This is a genomic window from Streptomyces canus, assembly GCF_001514145.1.
GTDB lineage: Bacteria > Actinomycetota > Actinomycetes > Streptomycetales > Streptomycetaceae > Streptomyces > Streptomyces canus.
Map to the genome: position 1 here is coordinate 328,535 of NZ_KQ948658.1, position 18,979 is coordinate 347,513.

At 71.1% G+C, this 18,979-nt stretch carries 16 protein-coding genes and 2 tRNA genes; 14 read left to right on the forward strand and 4 right to left on the reverse strand.

Annotated features, from left to right (window positions below):
* Positions 1-12: 12 nt before the first annotated feature.
* Positions 13-85: transfer RNA gene (locus tag AQJ46_RS10935), tRNA-Ala, on the forward strand.
* Positions 86-142: 57 nt separating this feature from the next.
* Here AQJ46_RS10935 and AQJ46_RS10940 read toward each other — a convergent pair.
* The gene (locus AQJ46_RS10940; RefSeq protein WP_079072241.1) at positions 143-991 is read right to left on the reverse strand and encodes a helix-turn-helix transcriptional regulator; all 849 of its coding nucleotides are present in this window, start codon (positions 989-991) and stop codon (positions 143-145) included.
* A gap of 225 nt (positions 992-1,216) precedes the next feature.
* Between AQJ46_RS10940 and AQJ46_RS10945 the strand changes: the two genes are divergently transcribed.
* From AQJ46_RS10945 to AQJ46_RS10955, 4 genes are all read left to right on the forward strand, one after another.
* Entirely contained in the window at positions 1,217-2,584 is a 1,368-nt protein-coding gene (locus tag AQJ46_RS10945) for an MFS transporter (RefSeq protein WP_225887321.1), read from the forward strand.
* 69 nt (positions 2,585-2,653) lie between these two features.
* Positions 2,654-2,827 carry a hypothetical protein gene (locus AQJ46_RS54150; protein WP_107104982.1) on the forward strand — a complete coding sequence of 58 codons (174 nt, stop codon included), beginning with the start codon at positions 2,654-2,656 and terminating at the stop codon, positions 2,825-2,827.
* Between the two features lie 3 nt (positions 2,828-2,830).
* On the forward strand, positions 2,831-3,064 hold the full coding sequence (locus tag AQJ46_RS10950) for a hypothetical protein (RefSeq protein WP_003976229.1): 234 nt from the start codon (positions 2,831-2,833) through the stop codon (positions 3,062-3,064).
* Positions 3,065-3,161: 97 nt separating this feature from the next.
* A tRNA-Ala gene (locus AQJ46_RS10955) sits at positions 3,162-3,234 on the forward strand.
* 115 nt (positions 3,235-3,349) lie between these two features.
* On the opposite strand, the gene AQJ46_RS10960 is transcribed toward AQJ46_RS10955, so the two are convergent.
* Positions 3,350-4,963, reverse strand: coding sequence for an NADH-quinone oxidoreductase subunit NuoF family protein (locus tag AQJ46_RS10960; RefSeq protein WP_059205375.1), 1,614 nt, complete (start codon positions 4,961-4,963; stop codon positions 3,350-3,352).
* Entirely contained in the window at positions 4,960-6,294 is a 1,335-nt protein-coding gene (locus AQJ46_RS10965) for a cytochrome b/b6 domain-containing protein (protein ID WP_225887296.1), read from the reverse strand. Before AQJ46_RS10965 ends, AQJ46_RS10960 begins: the two co-directional genes overlap by 4 nt.
* 448 nt (positions 6,295-6,742) lie before the next feature.
* On the opposite strand from AQJ46_RS10965, the gene leuS reads away from it, so the two are divergent.
* The 9 genes from leuS (at position 6,743) to AQJ46_RS11010 (ending at position 18,450) form a co-directional block, all read left to right on the forward strand.
* Positions 6,743-9,616, forward strand: a complete 2,874-nt coding sequence (gene leuS, locus AQJ46_RS10970) for a leucine--tRNA ligase (protein WP_059205377.1) — start codon at positions 6,743-6,745, stop codon at positions 9,614-9,616.
* A gap of 153 nt (positions 9,617-9,769) precedes the next feature.
* Complete coding sequence (locus AQJ46_RS10975; RefSeq protein ID WP_059205378.1) at positions 9,770-10,504, forward strand: hypothetical protein; 735 nt, start codon at positions 9,770-9,772, stop codon at positions 10,502-10,504.
* A gap of 72 nt (positions 10,505-10,576) precedes the next feature.
* Complete coding sequence (locus tag AQJ46_RS10980) at positions 10,577-11,422, forward strand: DegV family protein (RefSeq protein ID WP_059205379.1); 846 nt, start codon at positions 10,577-10,579, stop codon at positions 11,420-11,422.
* 122 nt (positions 11,423-11,544) lie between these two features.
* Positions 11,545-12,783 (forward strand): ComEA family DNA-binding protein, encoded by a 1,239-nt coding sequence (locus tag AQJ46_RS57160; protein WP_225887297.1) that lies wholly within the window; start codon positions 11,545-11,547, stop codon positions 12,781-12,783.
* A 14-nt stretch (positions 12,784-12,797) separates the two neighbouring features.
* The gene (locus AQJ46_RS10990; protein ID WP_225887298.1) at positions 12,798-15,470 is read left to right on the forward strand and encodes a ComEC/Rec2 family competence protein; all 2,673 of its coding nucleotides are present in this window, start codon (positions 12,798-12,800) and stop codon (positions 15,468-15,470) included.
* Positions 15,451-16,329 carry an arylamine N-acetyltransferase family protein gene (locus AQJ46_RS10995; protein WP_059205381.1) on the forward strand — a complete coding sequence of 293 codons (879 nt, stop codon included), beginning with the start codon at positions 15,451-15,453 and terminating at the stop codon, positions 16,327-16,329. Before AQJ46_RS10990 ends, AQJ46_RS10995 begins: the two co-directional genes overlap by 20 nt.
* A gap of 37 nt (positions 16,330-16,366) precedes the next feature.
* Positions 16,367-16,612 (forward strand): hypothetical protein, encoded by a 246-nt coding sequence (locus tag AQJ46_RS11000; protein ID WP_057615870.1) that lies wholly within the window; start codon positions 16,367-16,369, stop codon positions 16,610-16,612.
* A 254-nt stretch (positions 16,613-16,866) separates the two neighbouring features.
* On the forward strand, positions 16,867-17,856 hold the full coding sequence (gene holA / locus AQJ46_RS11005; protein ID WP_199873985.1) for a DNA polymerase III subunit delta: 990 nt from the start codon (positions 16,867-16,869) through the stop codon (positions 17,854-17,856).
* Positions 17,857-18,051: 195 nt separating this feature from the next.
* Positions 18,052-18,450 carry a nuclear transport factor 2 family protein gene (locus tag AQJ46_RS11010; protein WP_057616045.1) on the forward strand — a complete coding sequence of 133 codons (399 nt, stop codon included), beginning with the start codon at positions 18,052-18,054 and terminating at the stop codon, positions 18,448-18,450.
* A gap of 239 nt (positions 18,451-18,689) precedes the next feature.
* On the opposite strand, the gene rpsT is transcribed toward AQJ46_RS11010, so the two are convergent.
* Positions 18,690-18,950 carry a 30S ribosomal protein S20 gene (gene rpsT / locus AQJ46_RS11015; protein WP_057615865.1) on the reverse strand — a complete coding sequence of 87 codons (261 nt, stop codon included), beginning with the start codon at positions 18,948-18,950 and terminating at the stop codon, positions 18,690-18,692.
* Positions 18,951-18,979 lie beyond the last annotated feature (29 nt).

The following is an 18,979-nucleotide window of genomic DNA, read 5'->3' on the forward strand; positions in this document are numbered from 1 at the left end:
GGAAGAACACAAGGGGCTATAGCTCAGTTGGTAGAGCGCCTGCATGGCATGCAGGAGGTCAGGAGTTCAATTCTCCTTAGCTCCACAGATCGACACTCTGTTGAGTTGTCAAAGATCGGTGATCATCAGGGTCCCGTCTCCTTCAGGAGGCGGGATTTTCTGTGTGCTCCCGCAGCCGCGCCGTTTTCTGCCGGGTCTCCTCGTCCTCCGGTGTGTAGACCACGATCCGGCACTCAGGCATCCCGTCGATCGAGAGCGACTGAGACGTCATCCGCAGTTCGCCCACCGCCTTGTGACGGAACGTCTTGACGCGTGGCCCCGGTTGCACCACCTCTCCGCTCTCCCACAGTTCGGCGAAGTACGGGCTGGCCGCCGCCAGCCCGGCTATGAAGCGCTCCCAGGCCGGCTCGCCCACATGTCTGCCGTACGAGGACCGCAGCGTCGCCACCATGACGGGCAGCTCGCGCTCCCGGTGCATCAGCGGACATGCCCGCTCGGAGACCGTGAACAGCGTCCACAGCGCGTTCGCCACCCCGATGTCGACGATCTCGGGGATCAGGAACAGGTCCCGGTAGCCCGGATTGGTGGCCAGGATGTCGTAGCGCGAGTTGTAGACGACCGCCGGGAGCGGGGCGAGGGCGTCGATGATGCCCTGCACCTCCGGGCCCGTCGACCGCGTCAGGCCCTCCGGGTCCGGGGCGAACGGCACCTGCGCCAGGCGGTACAGATGCTCCCGCTCCGGAGGGTCGAGCCGGAGCGTGCGGGCCACGGCGTCCAGGACCTGCGCGGACGCGTTGATCGGCCGGCCCTGCTCCAGCCACGTGTACCAGGTCACACCGACGCCGGAGAGCTGGGCGACCTCCTCGCGGCGCAGTCCCGGGGTGCGGCGCCTGAGTCCCGGCGGCATGCCCACGTCGGCCGGAGTCACCCGGGCCCGCCTGCTGCGCAGGAACGTGGCCAGCTCGGGCCGTCGTCGCTGTGTCGTCCTCATCGTCACGTCCCCCTCGTCACGACCATCCTCGGTGCCGCACCCAGCGCTTGCCAGGTGCTGGCAGTACCAGCATCGGCGGGCTCTCGGCACCCTTACCGGGATGTCCTCAGGCTCGACGGCATGACGACAACGCCCCGGACGGGACCGGATCCCGCACCCGTTTTCCCCTCTGCCAAAAGTGAAGCACCCGCCACTGACAACCGGCCCCGGCCGCTGCTCGCGCTTGTGCTCGCCGCCCAGTTCATGGCGCTGCTCGACGTGTTCATCGTGAACGTCGCGGCCCCGACGATCGGCACGGAACTGCACGCCTCCGGCGCCCAACTCCAGCTGGTCGTCGCGGGATACGCCATCACGTACTCGGTGCTGCTGATCACCGGCGCCCGGCTCGGCGAACGGTTCGGGCACGGCCGCGTCCACCTCGCCGGGCTCGCCCTGTTCACGGCGGCTTCGCTCGCGTGCGGGCTGGCGCAGGGAGCCACCGCACTGATCGTCTTCCGGCTGGTGCAGGGCGCCGGTTCGGCGGTGATGATCCCGCAGGTGCTCAGCCTGATCCAGCGCAACTTCACCGGCGAGGCCCGGATGAAGGCGCTCGGCGTGTACTCGGCGGTCCTCGCGGTCGGCGCCGCCGCCGGGCAGGTCGTCGGTGGAGTCCTGGTCAGCGCCGACCTGTTCGGCACGGGCTGGCGGCCGGTGTTCCTCGTGAACGTGCCGGTGGGTCTGGTCCTGCTCGCCGTAGGCACGCGTGTCCTGTTGCCCGGGGACCGTCCGACGCCCCGGGACCGGGCGCGCGGCCTCGACCTGCCCGGCCTGGTCCTGCTCGGCGCGGCCGTGTCGCTGTGCACGGTGCCGCTGGTGCTCGGGCAGGAGGAGGACTGGCCGCTGTGGTCCTGGCTGTCGCTGGCCGTCGCCGCGATCCTGTTCACCGTTTTCTGCGGCTACGAGTCCCGGCTGGCGCGGCGCGGCGGTGCCCCGCTGATCACACCGAGCGTGCTGCGCCATCCCGGCATGGGCCTCGCCGTCTTCCGGATCATGGCGGTCATGGCCGTCAACGGCGGCTTCCTCTTCGTGCTCACCCTGTACGTGCAGGGCGGCCTCGGCTACAGCGCGCTGCGGGCCGGACTCTCCTTCGCGCCGACCGCGGTGATCTTCGGCATCGTCGGACTGACCTGGCGCGCCTGGCCGGCCTCCTGGCAGCGGCTGTTGACGCCCGCCGGGTTCGTGATCACCGTGCTGGCCTCGCTGGGCGTGGGCCTGGCGCTCAAGGACGGTGGCGACGGCGGTGTCGCGCTGTACGCGGCGTACGCCGGCGTGGGCGTGGGGCTCGCGCTTGCCTTCAGCCCCACACTCACCGGGGCCCTGGCCACGGTGCCGCCCCTGCACGCGGCGGACGCCAGCGGTCTGCTCGCCACGGTCACCCAGCTCGGCCAGCTGATCGGTGTCGCGGGCTTCGGCACACTGTTCTTGAACCGACTTGAGTCACTCGGCCCCTCTGAGGCGTATACCTCTGCGGAGGCGCTTTGGGCGTGCATGTTCGCGCTGGCCGGGACCGCCGCGGTGGGCGCCGTGTCCGGACTGGTACTCAGGCGTCGCTGACCGTATTGGTCCGGCCGTGGCAGAATCAAACGGCCGGAAGGGGGCGCGGCCCGACGGGAGGGAGTAGTGATGCCTGCGAGCATCATCGTGGAGGTCGGCCACCTCCGCGAAGCGGCGTCGACAAGGGACACGACGGTCCGCCTCATCTGCCCTTCCTGCGGTTCTGTCCATGTCGCCCAGGTACTCGGTGACAACGGCGGGATCTCCTACGTGTGCACGGCCTGCGGCCACAGCTGGAGCTGACGGATGGGTGCACACAGGCGAAAGTGCGACTGGTGCGGCAGCGGGACGCCGATCGTGCGGGACATGGAGCCGGTCAATCCCGACTACCAGTACTGGTGCGAGGAGTGCGCGCGGGCGCTGATCATAAAAGGCGACCCCATCGAGACGTACCGCGAACTCGAGGGTGAGCCGATCTATGGCCGCCTCCTCGAAGAACACTGCACGCTGAAGCGGTTCTACTCGTTCGTGACCGCTTGACGTCGCCCCTCCCGCCCCAGCGAAACGATTTGGTGTTCCACCCGGTGGACCGTGTAATGTTGGCGTCGCCGCCGGGGAGACCCGCGGAACACCGCTCGGGGCTATAGCTCAGTTGGTAGAGCACCTGCATGGCATGCAGGGGGTCAGGAGTTCAAATCTCCTTAGCTCCACAGAAAGATCCCGCCGGATCATCGATCCGGCGGGATCTCGGCGTTTTCAGAGGCAGTTGTGGCCGGACAGCCGAAAGGGCCGCCCTCTTCAGGGCGGCCCTTTCGTGGTGACGGTTCAGCGGCCCAGTGCGCGGCGCCCGCGGCCCTGGGAGAGGACCGGCAGGTTGCGGGAAGGGCCCTTGTCGCGCGCTGTCTCCTCCTCGAGGCGCAGGGCGAGCGCGGGGCAGCGACGCACCGCGCGTAGCGCCTTCGCCTCGGCGTAGCGCGGTACCTGCGCCTGGGCGACGGTGGGGAAGCCGTCGGCGCCGAGTTCGAAGACCTCGGGCAGGATGTCGGCGCACAGACCGTGGCCCCGGCAGAGTGTCCAGTCGACGTAGATCTTCTGACGGCTGGGACCGTTCTCCTCGGCCTCGGCGCCACCCGGGATGCCGGTGGGTGTCCTGCCGCCCTCGAAGAGCGGCAGAACGCCCTCCACGGGCCGTCCGCAGCCGTTGCCGAGGACATGGGCGGCCAAGTCGTCGGTGAACGCCTTGATGGTCGACTCCAGGAACATCGCGGAGCCGTCCGGGTGCGAGCAGGCACCGCGCCGCTTCACGTTCTTGGCGACCTGCTTGAGGGCCTCCAGAGCGGCAGGGCCGCCGCCGTTGAGGATGTCCTCCATGCCGCGCGCGGCGGCCGGCAGACCGAGATAGCAGGGGCCGCACTGGCCCGCGCTCTCCTCGGCCAGCCACTGCGCCACGCGCAGCGACTCACCCAGTGGGCAGGTCTCCTGAGTGATCGGCAGGATCGCGCCGGCGCCGAGCGCGCCGCCCACGGCGTCCAGGGAGTTGCGGGAGACGATCGCCTCGTTGACCGTGGCCGCGTCGATCCACTTGCCGTGGTAGCCGCCGGTCAGCACGCCCTGCGGGACCGGCGGGGCGCCGGCCAACTGCAGGACGTAGCGCAGCGGTACGCCCGTGGGGACCTCGATCACCATCGGGCGGGCGACGGCGCCGGAGACCGTGAGCATGACGGTGCCCGGCTCGTCGTACAGCCCGGTGTTGCCGTAGCGCTCCGGGCCGATGCGGGCGGCGATCGCGAGCTGCGCGAAGGTCTCGGCGTTGGACAGCAGGGTCGGCGCCCCGCCGACGCCGCTCTGGGAGGCGCTGATCTTGCGACCGGGCGGGATGGCCGGGCCGCCGTCGATGGAACGGATCAGCGAGGCCGCCGCTCCGGTGACCATACGGACGGGATTGCGCTGCACGCGTGCGCGTAGAGCCGATCTGCGGCCGTTGCTGAGACCGCGTTCGGCGAGGGCGGCCTCCATGGACCGCTGGGTGGACTCCCGGGTGACCCCCACCACGAGCGTGCGGGCACCCAGGGCTTCGGCGGCCAGGAGGGCGCCGTCCAGGATGAGGTGCGGGGCACGGTTGATGAGCACCGTGTCCTTGCGGCAGGCCGGTTCGTCCTCGCTGCCGTTGACGACGACGACCGGGCGGACGCCGCGCTTGATCGCTGCCTCGGCGACTGAGCGCAGCTTCTTGTGGAAGGGGAAGCCGGCGCCGCCGCGCCCCTTCAGGTTGATGGCTTCGGAGAGCTTCGCGAGCTGCTCCCCGCCCATGGGTTCGAGCGGCCCGTGCACCTTCAGGTGCATGGGCAGGTCAAGTCGTTCGACAAGGTCGAAACCCGACGTGAGCTGAGGAAGGCCGACCACGCGGACTTCTGGTACGTCGGGCAGGGCCTCGTTCACCTATAGCCTCCGGAAGGCGTGTTCCAAGGTTCGCCCGAGCCCGGTGTGTCGAAGTCGTACGACTGACCGGGCGTTGTATCCGTGGCGGGACCGCTGTTGTACGTGTCATTCGGGTTGTACGTGCCGTAAAGGGTGTTCGTCTCACCTGTGTCGCGCACATCACCTGAGAGATAGCTGGCCGTGCCCGAATTACCGTCATAGGTCGGGATGTTGTACCCCGTGTCCTGGAGCGGGTCGTAGGCGGAGGGGGGCGCTTCGCCGACCGGTGGCGGGGACGGGACCGGCCAGCTGCCGGAGGTGCTGCCGCCGCTGTCCATGCGCGCGATGGGGTCGGTGGCGGCCTGCATGTCCATCGGCATGTCCATGCGCGCGGTCTGGCCGGTGTCGAAGGGCTGCTGTGCGTTGGGTGACACGGCGCGATAGGCGGCGGCGAATCCGCTGCCCGCGGGCTCCGGGGCCGGTGGGGCCTGGTAGAGGGGCATACCGCCGGTCTGCTGGGTCAGGCCCTCGTAGCCGGGCAGGGCGGACTCAGAACGCCGGCCGGCGGACTCGGCGGGCCGGCGGCTCTCGCGTCCCGGTGCGGCGGTTTCCGCGGCCCGCCTGGCGCGGCTGGCCTCCAGTTCCTCGCGGCCCGGCCGCTCCTCGGTGCCGAGGAGCATGGCGATCCGGTCGGTGACCTTGCGCTTGAAGGGGCGGGGTGCCGAGCGCAGGGCGAGGGCCGCGATGACACCGAGGACGCAGAGCGCGTACATGTACGTGAAGATCGGGGCCTTCACCGCGCGCCCCGCGTACAGGCCGTGGATCAGCCCGGCGCACCAGGCCGGGTAGGCCAGCATGTGCATCGCCCGCCACCGTGCCGCGACCGGCGCCGGGGACGCGAACCGGTTGCGCAGGGCGCCGGTGATGCCGACGAAGATCATGAGCTGGCCGGCCAGGGTGCCGAGACCTATGAGGCCGCCGCTGCTGCTGAAGCCGAGCCCGAACGGGATGAACGCGGCGATCCAGGTGGTGTGGTCGAGGGTCAGTTTGATCCCGATGTGCAACAGAAGGAACGCGATCGAGCCCACGGCGGTGATCCGGTGGATCCCCTGCGCGACGATCCGCTGCCGGGTGTTGAGGATCAGCCGGTCCTGTGCGACGAGCCCCCAGATCACGGAGCAGGTGAGGAGGACGAGCGTCACCACGCCCGCTCCGAAGTTGAGGAAGTCCTGGAGCCAGACACCTCCGTACACCACGACCAGAGGGATGGCCAGCAGAAAGACGGCCGTCGCCACCCCGTAGGCCGACCGGCCGGTCCTGGGGAGCGTGCTGCTAGTACTACGAGGGTTCATGGGGGCAACTCCGAGCGGTTCGGGAAGGCGGTCCCGCTGCCGCACTCTAAGTGGCGCCATACCGATGGGTACGGCATTTGAGTTATTGCGTTGTTATCAAACGACTGCGGGGCCGTTGTGATGTCCCTTAGTAGCTGTTACGCGAAGTAACCATTGGCCATGACTCAGTTCCAGTGTCGGATCGGACGGTTGCGCTCGACTGCGGCGGCGAGTGCGGCACCCGGTGCCAAAGAGGCATACGTAAGCTCGTCGCGGCTTGCTCAACGGCTGCGGTACTCTGACGCCATGCGTGCCGTACGCCTTCTGCTTAGCGAGCCGCGCTGATCAGTCCCGACCACCGGTGAAGACGTGGTCGGAATCGGCGCGGCATCCCCTCCTGTGCGAGGGGATTTTTCGTTTCCGGACGACACAGCCGCCGGCAGAGACGATCGATGGAGCTTTGAGGACCATGAGCGAGACGAACCCCGCTGCCGCCGAGGTGGCCGCGCCGCACCGCTACACGGCCGCCGTCGCGGCCGAGATCGAGGCACGCTGGCAGGACGTCTGGGATGCCGACGGCACCTATGCGGCGCCGAACCCCAAGGGTGACCTGGCGGGCGACCCCGGGCTGGTCGCCAAGCCCAAGAAGTACGTCATGGACATGTTCCCGTACCCCTCCGGTGCGGGCCTGCACGTCGGCCACCCGCTGGGCTACATCGCCACCGACGTCTTCGCGCGCTTCCAGCGGATGACCGGCCACAACGTCCTGCACACCCTGGGCTTCGACGCCTTCGGCCTGCCCGCCGAGCAGCACGCCGTGCAGACCGGCGAGCACCCCCGGGTCACCACCGAGGCCGCCATCAACAACATGAAGTCCCAGCTGCGCCGGCTGGGCCTGGGCCACGACAAGCGCCGGTCGTTCGCCACGATCGACCCGGAGTACTACAAGTGGACCCAGTGGATCTTCGTCCAGATCTTCAACTCCTGGTACGACGACAAGGCGAAGCAGGCCCGCCCGATCTCCGAGCTGGTCGCGCGGTTCGAGTCCGGTGAGCGCGCGGTTCCCGGCGGCCGTTCCTGGGACGCCCTGTCCGCCGCCGAGCGTGCCGACGTCCTGGGTGAGTACCGCCTGGCGTACGCCTCCGACGCGCCGGTCAACTGGTGCCCGGGTCTGGGCACCGTGCTGGCCAACGAGGAGGTCACCGCGGACGGCCGCAGCGAGCGCGGCAACTTCCCCGTCTTCAAGGCCAAGCTGCGCCAGTGGAACATGCGGATCACCGCGTACGCCGACCGCCTGCTGGACGACCTGAACGAGCTGGACTGGCCCGAGGCCATCAAGCTGCAGCAGCGCAACTGGATCGGCCGCTCCGAGGGCGCCCGCGTCGACTTCCCGATCGACGGCGAGGCGATCACGGTCTTCACCACGCGCCAGGACACCCTGTTCGGCGCGACCTACATGGTGCTGGCCCCCGAGCACCCGCTGGTCGAGAAGTTCACCCCGGCCGCCTGGCCCGAGGGCACGCACGACGTGTGGACCGGCGGCCACGCCACGCCGGCCGAGGCCGTCGCCGCCTACCGCGCCCAGGCCGCCTCCAAGTCGGACGTCGAGCGCCAGGCCGAGGCCAAGGACAAGACCGGTGTCTTCACCGGCGCGTTCGCCACCAACCCGGTCAACGGCGAGCAGATCCCTGTCTTCATCGCCGACTACGTCCTGATGGGCTACGGCACCGGCGCGATCATGGCCGTACCGGCGCACGACACGCGTGACTTCGCCTTCGCGCGCGCCTTCGAGCTGCCGATCCGCTGCGTGGTCGAGCCGAGCGACGACCGGGGCACGGACGCCTCGACGTGGGACGACGCCTTCGCCTCGTACGACGCCAAGATCGTGAACTCGCACGGCGAGGACGTCTCTCTGGACGGCCTGGGCGTGACCGAGGCCAAGGCGCGCATCACCGAGTGGCTGCAGGGCAAGGGCATCGGCGAGGGCACCGTCAACTTCCGGCTGCGCGACTGGCTGTTCAGCCGCCAGCGCTACTGGGGCGAGCCCTTCCCGATCGTCTACGACGAGGACGGCATCGCCCATTCCCTGCCCGAGTCGATGCTGCCGCTGGAGCTGCCCGAGGTCGAGGACTACTCGCCGCGCACCTTCGACCCGGACGACGCGGACACCTCCCCGGAGACCCCGCTGTCCCGCAACCAGGACTGGGTCGACGTGACCCTGGACCTGGGCGACGGACGCGGTCCCCGCCCGTACCGCCGCGAGACCAACACCATGCCCAACTGGGCCGGCTCCTGCTGGTACGAGCTGCGCTACCTGGACCCGCACAACAGCGAGAAGCTGGTCGACCCGGAGATCGAGCAGTACTGGATGGGCCCGCGCGCGGGGCAGCCGCACGGCGGTGTCGACCTGTACGTCGGCGGCGCCGAGCACGCCGTGCTGCACCTGCTGTACGCGCGCTTCTGGTCCAAGGTCCTGTACGACCTGGGGCACATCTCGTCGCCCGAGCCGTTCCACAAGCTGTACAACCAGGGCATGATCCAGGCCTTCGTCTACCGCGACAGCCGGGGCTTCCCGGTGCCGGCCGCCGAGATCGAGGAGCGCGACGGCGCCTTCTTCCACCATGGCGAGCAGGTCAAGCGCGAGCTGGGCAAGATGGGCAAGTCCCTGAAGAACGCCGTCACCCCCGAGGCGATCTGCGAGGAGTACGGCGCCGACACCCTGCGCCTGTACGAGATGGCGATGGGCCCGCTGGACGTCTCGCGTCCGTGGGACACGCGCGCGGTGGTCGGCCAGTACCGCCTGCTGCAGCGGCTGTGGCGCAACGTCGTCGACGAGGCCACCGGCGAGGTGACCGTCGTCGACACCGAGCCCGACGAGACGACGCTGCGTGCCCTGCACAAGGCGATCGACGGGGTGCGCCAGGACCTGGAGGGCCTGCGCTTCAACACCGCCATCGCCAAGGTCACCGAGCTGAACAACCACCTGACCAAGGCGGGCGCCGCGGTGCCTCGTCCGGTCGCCGAGTCGCTGGTGCTGCTGATCGCGCCGCTGGCCCCGCACATCGCCGAGGAGCTGTGGCGCAAGCTGGGCCACACCGACTCGGTCGTCCACCAGGACTTCCCGGTCGCCGACCCGCGGTACGTCGTGGACGAGACCGTGACCTGCGTGGTCCAGGTCAAGGGCAAGGTCAAGGCCCGCCTGGAGGTCTCGCCCGCCATCTCCGACGACGAGCTGGAGAAGGTCGCGCTGGCCGACGAGAAGGTCGTGGCGGCACTGGACGGGGCGGGCATCCGCAAGGTGATCGTGCGGGCGCCGAAGCTGGTGAACATCGTTCCGGCGTAGGGCCCGCCCGGCGTGATCCGCCGGCCAGGACCTCAGACCCCTAGGGGCTGTGTACGGGCAGGTTCGGGGTTCCTCCGGAACTCAGGGCCTGCCCGTGGCGTTTACCTTTGAAGAACGGCACGGCGACCGTCGGCCGGGCGGAGGAGGAGTTTCGTGGAAGCGGTGATCGCGATCGTGGCCCTGCTCTTCGTGCTCTTCGTGGCGCTCGGCGTGTTCGCGACGGTGAAGGCCGTCGGCGCCGCCAAGCGCGGTGTGGACCGCACCATCACCCAGGCACGGCGGACGGTCGAGGACCACACCCTGCGCGCCAAGTCCTTCGCCCAGCTCGGCCCGGCGGGCGAACTGGCCCAGCTGCGGCTGAAGCTGCGCACCTCGATGCGGGCCACCCAGGACGCGCTGCACGCGGGCGTGGCCGAGGACGAATCCCTCAAGGAGTCCCTCGGCCTCTTCCAGCGGCTCAGCGCCCACGGCCACGAACTGGACGGCGAACTCAAGCGCCTGGAGTCCGAGCCCGACCGTACGACGCTCGCGGAGCGCCTGCCCGGCCTGCGGGAGCGCACCGAGCGCATCACACAGTCGGCGGACTCCCTGCGCTGGGCGGCACGCGACCGCGCGCGCCGCTTCGCCGACGACGACCTGGACACGCTGAGCGCGCAGATCGACGTCGAGTCCGGCGCCCTGCGGCACTGGACGAAGACCGAGCCCACCGCGACACCGCCCCCATGGCCCGAGACCCCCACCGCCGACGGCAGCGCCGAGCAGCAGACCTGGCCCGAGACGCCACGCTCCCGCACCGCCGAGGAGCCGACGCGGCCCGCGATCACCCCGCAGGCCCCTCGTCCCACCTACCCCTGGCAGAAGAAACCCCGTCCTGAGAGCACGACTTGATCCGGACACGGCAGCCCCGGGCGACAGGGGCCGGGCTGCCACCCGGACGCTACGGCAGGTAACCTCCAGCTCATGTCCCGCCATGTCGCGATCGTCACGGATTCAACGGCCTACCTGCCGCAGGGGACGATGGAGCGGCACGGCATCACAGCGGTACCCCTGACCGTGGTCCTCGGCGACCGCGCGCTGGAAGAGGGCACCGAGATCTCCACCCGGTCACTGGCCCAGGCACTGCAGAAGCGACGCTCCGTCACCACCTCGCGGCCCAGCCCCCAGGTGTTCGCGGAGCATTACCGCAAGGTCGCCGAGTCCGGCGCCACCAGCATCGTCTCGCTGCATCTGTCCGCCGAGCTCTCCGGCACCTACGACGCGGCGGTCGTGGCGGCGCGTGAGGCGCCGGTGCCGGTGCGCGTGGTCGACACCGGCATGATCGCCATGGCTCTCGGGTTCTGCGCGCTCGCCGCCGCCGAGGCCGCGGAGACGGGCGGCACGGTCGACGAAGCGGTCATGGCGGCGGAGAAGCGGGCCGCGGGCACGTCCGCCTACTTCTACGTCGACACCCTCGACTATCTGCGCCGTGGCGGCCGGATCGGCGCCGCGCAGGCTCTCCTCGGATCCGCGCTCGCCGTCAAACCGCTGCTGAAGCTGGTCGGCGGACGGATCGAGCCCCTGGAGAAGGTGCGGACGGCGTCGAAGGCCATCGCCCGCCTGGAGGAGATCGCGGCCGACCGGGCCGGCAGCGCGCCGGTCGACATCGCGGTCCATCATCTGTCCGCCCCCGACCGGGCGGCGGCCCTCGCGGACCGTCTGCGGGCGCGGGTGACGGGACTTGTCGACCTGCATGTGAGCGAGGTCGGGGCGGTGATCGGGGCGCACACGGGGCCCGGGTTGCTGGGGGTCGTGGTCTCGCCCCGGTGACGGAGCCACGCGGTGTGCCTGAATCACTCGTCCGGGTGGCGGAGTTTTCCACAACCGATGGGTAATCCCCGGGAATTGACCAAGATCATCGCGAGAGTGCGGATGTGGCCGATCCTCGGCGCATGGCACTTCGATCACGCTCACGTACAGCGACGGCGACCAGCGGGCCGGGCCGCGGCCCCCGTTCCGACGGGCGTTCACGGCATCGCCGACCGCCCGGCACTCAAGGCCGGGTCCGGCATCGGCATGCCGCCTCGGCGGACGAACTCCAGCGGCGGGCAGAGGTGCTCTTCGCCGAACGGGCCGCGGAGCGGCGGGACTCGGGGAAGGGGCCGCCGCCGGGCGGCCCGGGCGTAAGCGACGAAGTGGCGGGGGGCGACCCGGAGCGCCTGGAGACTGCCGGTGCCGGTGCCGTCGATGTCGCCGAGGCCGGTTCGCGCGCCGACGCGGCCGGGTTCGTGGAGAGGGCTCGGTGGGAGGCGGGTGCTGCCGAAGAGAGTCGGCGGGGCGCTGGTTCCGCGACGAGGACCCGTCGGGACGCAGGTTCTCGGGACGGGATTTGGCGGGACGCCGATACCAGGGATGGGGCCTGGCGAGACACCGATTCCGGGAGCGGCAGCGGGTACGGGGACTGGCGGGAACGGGCCGGGTCGGCTCTGCGGGAGCGGATGCCGGTGTGGCTGCAGGCGCGGTGCGGGCTGGAGCGGCGGAACGTGGTCGCCCTCTCGGTGCTGCTCGTCGTCGCCGCGGTGTTCGCCGTGCAGCACTTCTGGACGGGCCGGACGCAGTCCGTCCAGGCGCCCGAAGTGGTGCGCGCTGCGGCCCCGTTCGGGGAGAGCGGGGCGAGCAGCGCGGGTGGACGGCGAGGAGCAGCGGGTCCGGCCGTCTCGGGCGGGGTTCCGAACACGGCCGGACCGGCCGGGGCCGAGATCGTCGTGGATGTCGGTGGCAAGGTGCGTGAGCCCGGCATCCAGCGGCTGCCGGCCGGCTCCAGGCTCGCCGACGCGTTGAAGGCGGCCGGTGGAGTGCGGCCGGGCACGAACACCGACGCACTCAACCGCGCGCGGTTCCTTGTGGACGGCGAGCAGGTGATCGTCGGCGGCCCGGCCCCACCCCCGCCTGCGCCCGGCACGGGCGGCTCCGTCTCCGGTGGCCAGGCCGGCCCGGCGGCCCCTCTCTCCTTGAACACCGCCACCGTGGACCAGCTCGACACCCTGCCCGGCGTCGGCCCTGTGCTGGCCCAGCACATCGTCGACTACCGCACCCGGCACGGCGGCTTCCGCTCGGTGGACGAACTGCGCGAGGTCAACGGCATCGGCGACCGCCGCTTCGCCGATCTGCGGAATCTCGTACAGCCATGAGGCACGACTCCAGGATGCGGCGAGAGCATGAGAACGAGGCGCCGGTGCGGGTCGCTGTGCACGCTGCCTCGGGGAAGCGACTCGGGGATGCCCACCCCCGGCAGGAAGGCCCTACGGATCTGCGGCTGGTACCGGCGGCGCTCGCGGCCTGGGCCACGGCCGCTGTGACCCTGGATGCCTCGTCGGGGTGGGTCACGTGGATGGTGGCCGGGTGCCTGGTGCTCGCCTGCGTGTTGTTGGCGGGACGGTGGCGCCGAGTGCGGGGCCCGGGAAGGGGCGGCCGGGTGCCGGTCGCCGCTGTGCTGCTCTGCGTCGCGGCGGCCGCCATGTCGGCCGGGCTGCACGGGGCCGATCTGCGACGGGGACCGGTGCCCGCGCTGGCCCGGCAGTACGCCACCGTGACCGCCGAGGTCGAGGTGACCTCCGACCCCCGGCTGACCCGGCCCCGCGTTACGGGGGACCACGCGGCCCCGACCGCCGTCGTCGTCGGTGCCGACGTCCGGCGGGTGGAGACGGCGGACGGGCGGGCGGTGGTGACGCGGGCGCCGGTGCTGTTGATCGTCGACGCGCGTGCGGGCGCCGGCTCGGGTGCACAGGGGGCACGTAGTGCGCCGTCCGCCGTGGAAGGTCCGGCTCGGTCGCCCTGGCTCGGGTTGCTGCCGTCCACGCGGGTGCGGGTCACCGCGCGTGCCGCGCCGGCGTTGGCCGGGAGTGACCGGGTCGCGGCCGTACTGCGGGTGCGGGACCAGGGAGGGCCCGAGGTGGTGGGGGAGGCGTCGGGGACGCAGCGGTTCGCGGGGCGGTTGCGGGAAGGGCTGCGGGAAGCCACCGACGGGCTGCCGGCGGATGCCCGGTCGCTGTTGCCTGGGCTGGTCGTCGGAGACACCTCGCGGATCACACCCGAGTTGGACGAAGCCTTCAAGGAGACCGACCTCGCACACACGCTCGCCGTCTCCGGCAGCAACCTCACGATCCTGCTCGCCCTGCTCATCGGGCCGCCCGGCCTCGCCCAACTCGTCGAGCGACGGGGACTGGCGCCCCGCCTCGGGGTGTCGCTGCGGACGACCGCTCTGCTCGGCGGCGGCCTCACGCTGGGATTCGTCGTCGTGTGCCGGCCGGACCCGAGCGTGCTGCGGGCCGCGGCCTGCGGGGCCGTCGCGTTGCTCGCGCTCGCGACCGGACGCCGCAGATCACTGATCCCAGCGCTGGCGACAGCCGTCCTGCTGCTGGTGCTGTACGACCCCTGGCTGGCCCGCAGTTACGGCTTTCTGCTCTCCGTGCTGGCCACCGGCGCCCTGCTCACGCTCGCGCCGCGCTGGAGCCTGGCGTTGCGCCGGCGCCGGGTACCGCCGCGGTTGGCGGAGGCGTTGGCCGCCGCGGCCGCCGCGCAGGCCCTGTGCGCGCCGGTGGTCGCTGTGCTGTCGGCGCGGGTGAGCCTGGTGGCGGTGCCGTGCAATCTGCTCGTGGAGTTCGCGGTCGCCCCGGCTACGGTGCTCGGCTTCGCGGCGCTGGCGACGGCACCCGTGACGATGCCGGTGGCCAAGGCGCTGGCCTGGTGTGCGAGTTGGCCCGCCGGGTGGATCGCGGACGTCGCCCGGACCGGGGCGTCGCTGCCCGGCGGGGGAGTGGACTGGCCGGGCAGCTGGACAGGGGCGGGGCTGCTCGCACTCGTCACCGGGCTCCTGCTGCTTGTCGGGCGACGGCTGCTGAGGCATCCCTGGTGGTGTGCCGTCTGTGCCATGGCGTTCGTGCTCACGGTCGTGCAGCCGCCACCACTGACCCGGGTGATCACGGGCTGGCCACCGCCGGGCTGGCGGCTGGCGATGTGCGACGTGGGCCAGGGCGACGCGATGGTGCTGGCGGCGGGCGAGGGCACGGGAGTGGTCGTGGACGCCGGACCCGATCCGAGGCTCGTCGACGACTGTCTGCGCACGCTCGGCATCACCAAGGTGCCGCTCGTGGTGCTGACCCATTTCCACGCCGACCACGTGGCGGGGCTGGCCGGGGTGCTGCGGGGGCGGTCGGTGGGGGCGATCGAGACGACGGGGTTCGAGGAGCCGCTGGACCAGGCCGAGGCCGTACGGCGGGAGGCGGCCGCCCGGCGCATTCCGGTGACGCGTGCCGTAGCCGGGGAGGAGCGGCGTACGGGAGCGCTCACCTGGGAGGTGCTGTGGCCGCCGGCGGGCCCCGCGACGGTGGCGGCGACGGACGGGCCGAACGACGCCAGTGTCACGATGCTCGTACGCTCGGCCGGGCTGCGCTTCCTCCTCCTCGGGGACCTCGAACCCCCGGCCCAGCAGGAGCTGTTGAGGTCACCGGCGGGTGCGCGGCTGGCCGGGGTGGATGTCCTCAAGGTCGCTCACCACGGTTCGGCCTACCAGGACCCGGAGCTGATACTCAGGGCCGCCGCGCGGCTCGCGCTCATCTCCGTCGGTGCCGACAACTCGTACGGCCATCCGGCTCCCGGTACGGTCGCCGCGCTGCGGGCCGGGGGTGCCGTGGTGCTGCGGACGGACCGGGACGGGGCGCTGGCGGTCGCCGGGGCTGGCGGCGGACACAGAGAGGGAGACAGAGCCGGAGACGCCGGAGACGGAGGAGGTGCGGGGCGCGGCGCTGGTGGCAGTGGCGCGGGCGGTGCGGAGCTGTGGGTGGCGCGAGACTGGAGGCATGAATCCCACACAGGTTGACGCATATCTCCGCCGACTGGGAGTCCAGCACCCGGCGTGGCCCACCGTGGAGGTCCTGCGCGAGCTGCATCTGCGCCATCTGCAGACCGTGCCCTTCGAGAACCTGTCGGTCCACCTCGGCGAGGAGATCGTGCTGGAGGAGGAGCGGCTGGTGGAGAAGGTGGTGGGCGCCCGGAGGGGAGGGTTCTGCTACGAACTGAACGGGGCGTTCGGGGCGTTGCTGGCCGCGCTCGGCTACGACGTCACTCTGCTCGCCGGCCGGGTGTACGGGGACGAGGGGCGGCTCGGGATCCCGTACGACCATCTGGCCCTGCGAGTGCGGACCGTGGACGGGGGCGAGTGGCTGGCCGATGTCGGGTTCGGGGCGCACAGCCACTACCCGCTGGCGTTCGGGGCGCGGGGAGAGCAGGAGGATCCCTGCGGGACCTTCCGGATCGTCGAGGCGGGGCCCGATGCCGCCGGGGTGCGGAGCGGGGACGGTGCGGTGAAGAGGGGAGGGAGTGACGCCGCGGATCTGGATGTCCTCATGGGCGGCAGGAGCCAGTACCGGCTCGAGGTGCGGCCCCGGGCGCTCGGGGATTTCGTGGCCGGGGCCTGGTGGCACAGCACCTCGCCGGCCTCGCACTTCACCCGGTCACTGGTGTGTTCGAGGGTGACGGAGGACGGCGGGCGGATCACTCTCAGCGGTCGTGTCTTCAAGGTGACGGAGGCCGACGGGGCGCGGGAGGAACGGGAGTTGGGGACGGACGAGGAGGTGCTGGGGACGTACCGGGAGAGGTTCGGTATCGAGCTCGACCAGGTGCCGACGGTGCGGCACCCCGACGGGAACGGCGGTGTGCAGGCCGTGCCGAAGGGGTGAGCGGTCGGGCACCGGGGCCGAGCTGGAAAATGGTGCCGTGAGCGATGTGAGACATGTGCTGGTGCTGCCCGATCGGGATGCCGCGGAGGAGGTCGTCGAGGCGCTCTCGGAGCGGTTCGGGGTGGACGAGGAGCCGCAGGTCGTTCGGGACGCGCTGGCGGGGGAGGACGATGCGGAGGACGCGCAGTGGCTCGTCGTGCTGCGGGATGCGGCGGGGCGGTTGGACGCCGGGGAGCTGAACGAGTTCGCGGGGGAGTGGGACGGGTGGCGGGAAGAGCCGTGAGCCTGCGGCGGCTTGGCCGGGTGAGGTGGGGCCGGGTTCGTCAGGTGACGCCCGGTGGGCTGGGCGGGGGTGGGTTTTCGCTCGCCCGCGTCGGCGGGTGCTGCGCAGGCAGCGCTGCCGGGCCTGCGTGGGCGCGCCCGTCCAGGGGCGCGAGGAGCTGCGCGACCAACCCGCTCCGGCGCCCCACCAGCCCCCTGTCATCCCCCCGGTCCGCAGCTACGGCGCTGTCAGTGGCCCGTGCCATGCTGTACGCGATGGCCAAGAAGACTGCTCATGACGACCCTCTCGCCCCGGTGACCCTTGCCGTGGGCCAGGAGGATCTCCTGCTTGACCGGGCTGTGCGGGAGGTGGTCGCTGCCGCTCGGGCCGCCGATGCGGATACGGACGTGCGGGATCTGAATCCGGAACAGTTGCAGCCGGGGACGCTCGCCGAGTTGACCAGCCCGTCGTTGTTCGCGGAGCGCAAGGTCGTGGTCGTGCGCAATGCGCAGGATCTCTCCGCCGACACCGTCAAGGATGTGAAGGCGTATCTCGGGGCGCCCGCCGAGGAGATCACCCTCGTGCTGTTGCACGCGGGGGGAGCCAAGGGCAAGACACTGCTCGACGCTGCGCGGAAGGCGGGGGCCCGAGAGGTCCTCTGTCCGAAGATGACCAAGCCGGCGGACCGGCTGGCCTTCGTGCGGCAGGAGTTCCGGGGGACGGGGCGGTCCGCCACACCCGAGGCGTGCCAGGCCCTGGTCGATGCGATCGGGAGTGATCTGCGGGAGCTGGCGTCCGCCGTGTCCCAGCTGGTCGCGGATGTCGAGGGGACGATCGACGAGGCCGTCGTGGGGCGGTACTACACGGGGCGGGCCGAGGCTTCGAGTTTCACCGTTGCCGACCGGGCCGTGGAGGGGCGGGCCGCGGAGGCGTTGGAGGCGTTGCGGTGGTCGTTGTCGACCGGGGTTGCGCCGGTCCTGATCACCAGTGCGCTGGCCCAGGGCGTGCGAGCGATCGGGAAGCTGTCGTCCGCGCGGGGCGGGCGGCCCGCTGATCTCGCGCGTGAGCTGGGGATGCCGCCCTGGAAGATCGATCGGGTGCGGCAGCAGATGCGGGGGTGGACGCCGGACGGGGTCGCCGTCGCGCTGCGGGCCGTGGCTGAGGCGGACGCGGGAGTGAAGGGCGGGGGAGACGATCCCGGGTACGCCCTGGAGAAGGCGGTTGTGGCGATTGCTCGGGCGGCGCGGTCTCGGGGGCGCGGTTAGCGTCCGGCGTGCCTGTGCCTGTGCCTGTGCCTGTGCGGGAGCCGTCGCGTCATCGGGGGTGCCCCGCATTGCCGTAGTGCGTCCGCGGCGTGCGCTGCGGTCGGCCGCGCAGCTCCCCGCGCCCCTTCGGGCGCTCGGGAGGAGAATCGTCGTGTCAGCCGAACATCGCCGGACAACGGAGAGGTGGCGGTCGTCATGGCTGAGCATCCGCACGCAGTGCTCGTTCGCAAGGGGTTCGAGGCGTTCATGCGGGGGGATCTGGACACCCTGCGGGAGTTGATCGCGAAGGACGCCACGCATCACGTGCCCGGTAGTCACCCGCTCTCGGGGGACTTCAAGGGGCAGGACGCGATCATCGACATGTATCAGAGGCTCGGGCAGGAGACCGGCGGGTCGATGCGTCTGGAGATGCTCGGGATCGCCGTGGACGGGCGTGGTCACGCCGTCGGGATGTGCCGGTTCACGGCCGAGCGGAAGGGCCGGCGCCTGGACGACACCGGGTGCATCGTCTTCCGGATCGTCGGGGACAAGGTCACCGATCTCGACGAGTGCGTCGAGGACATCGACAAGAGCAATGAGTTCTGGGCGGACTGAGCCGCCCGGTAGACAGGATCTACGCAGATCATGACGAAGGCCCCGGTCACGCTGCCCTGGGGAAGGGCACGCCACCGGGGCCTTCGGTTCAAGCTGTCGGAGTCACGCCCGCGTGGCGAACGCAGGCCGCGCGTGGCTCCTGGGAGCCGGTCGGGAGCGGATGAGAGAGGGCCCGCTCTGGGTCCTTCCGGCGGTTCGGCCCCGTGGAACGGGACCGGTCAGATCAGAAAGAGTCAGCCTTAGAGGCCGGCGACCTTCGAAGCAAGCGCCGACTTCTTGTTGGCGGCCTGGTTCTTGTGGATGACGCCCTTGGCGACGGCCTTGTCGAGCGCACGCGCAGCAGCGCGCTGGTACTCGGTGGCCTTCTCGGCGTCACCCGCGGCAGCGGCCTCACGGGCCTTGCGGATCGCGGTCTTCAGGGAGGACTTGACGGCCTTGTTGCGCAGCCGGGCCTTCTCGTTGGTCTTGATCCGCTTGATCTGGGACTTGATGTTCGCCACGAATGAGCCTCTACAGGTTCAGGCACGGG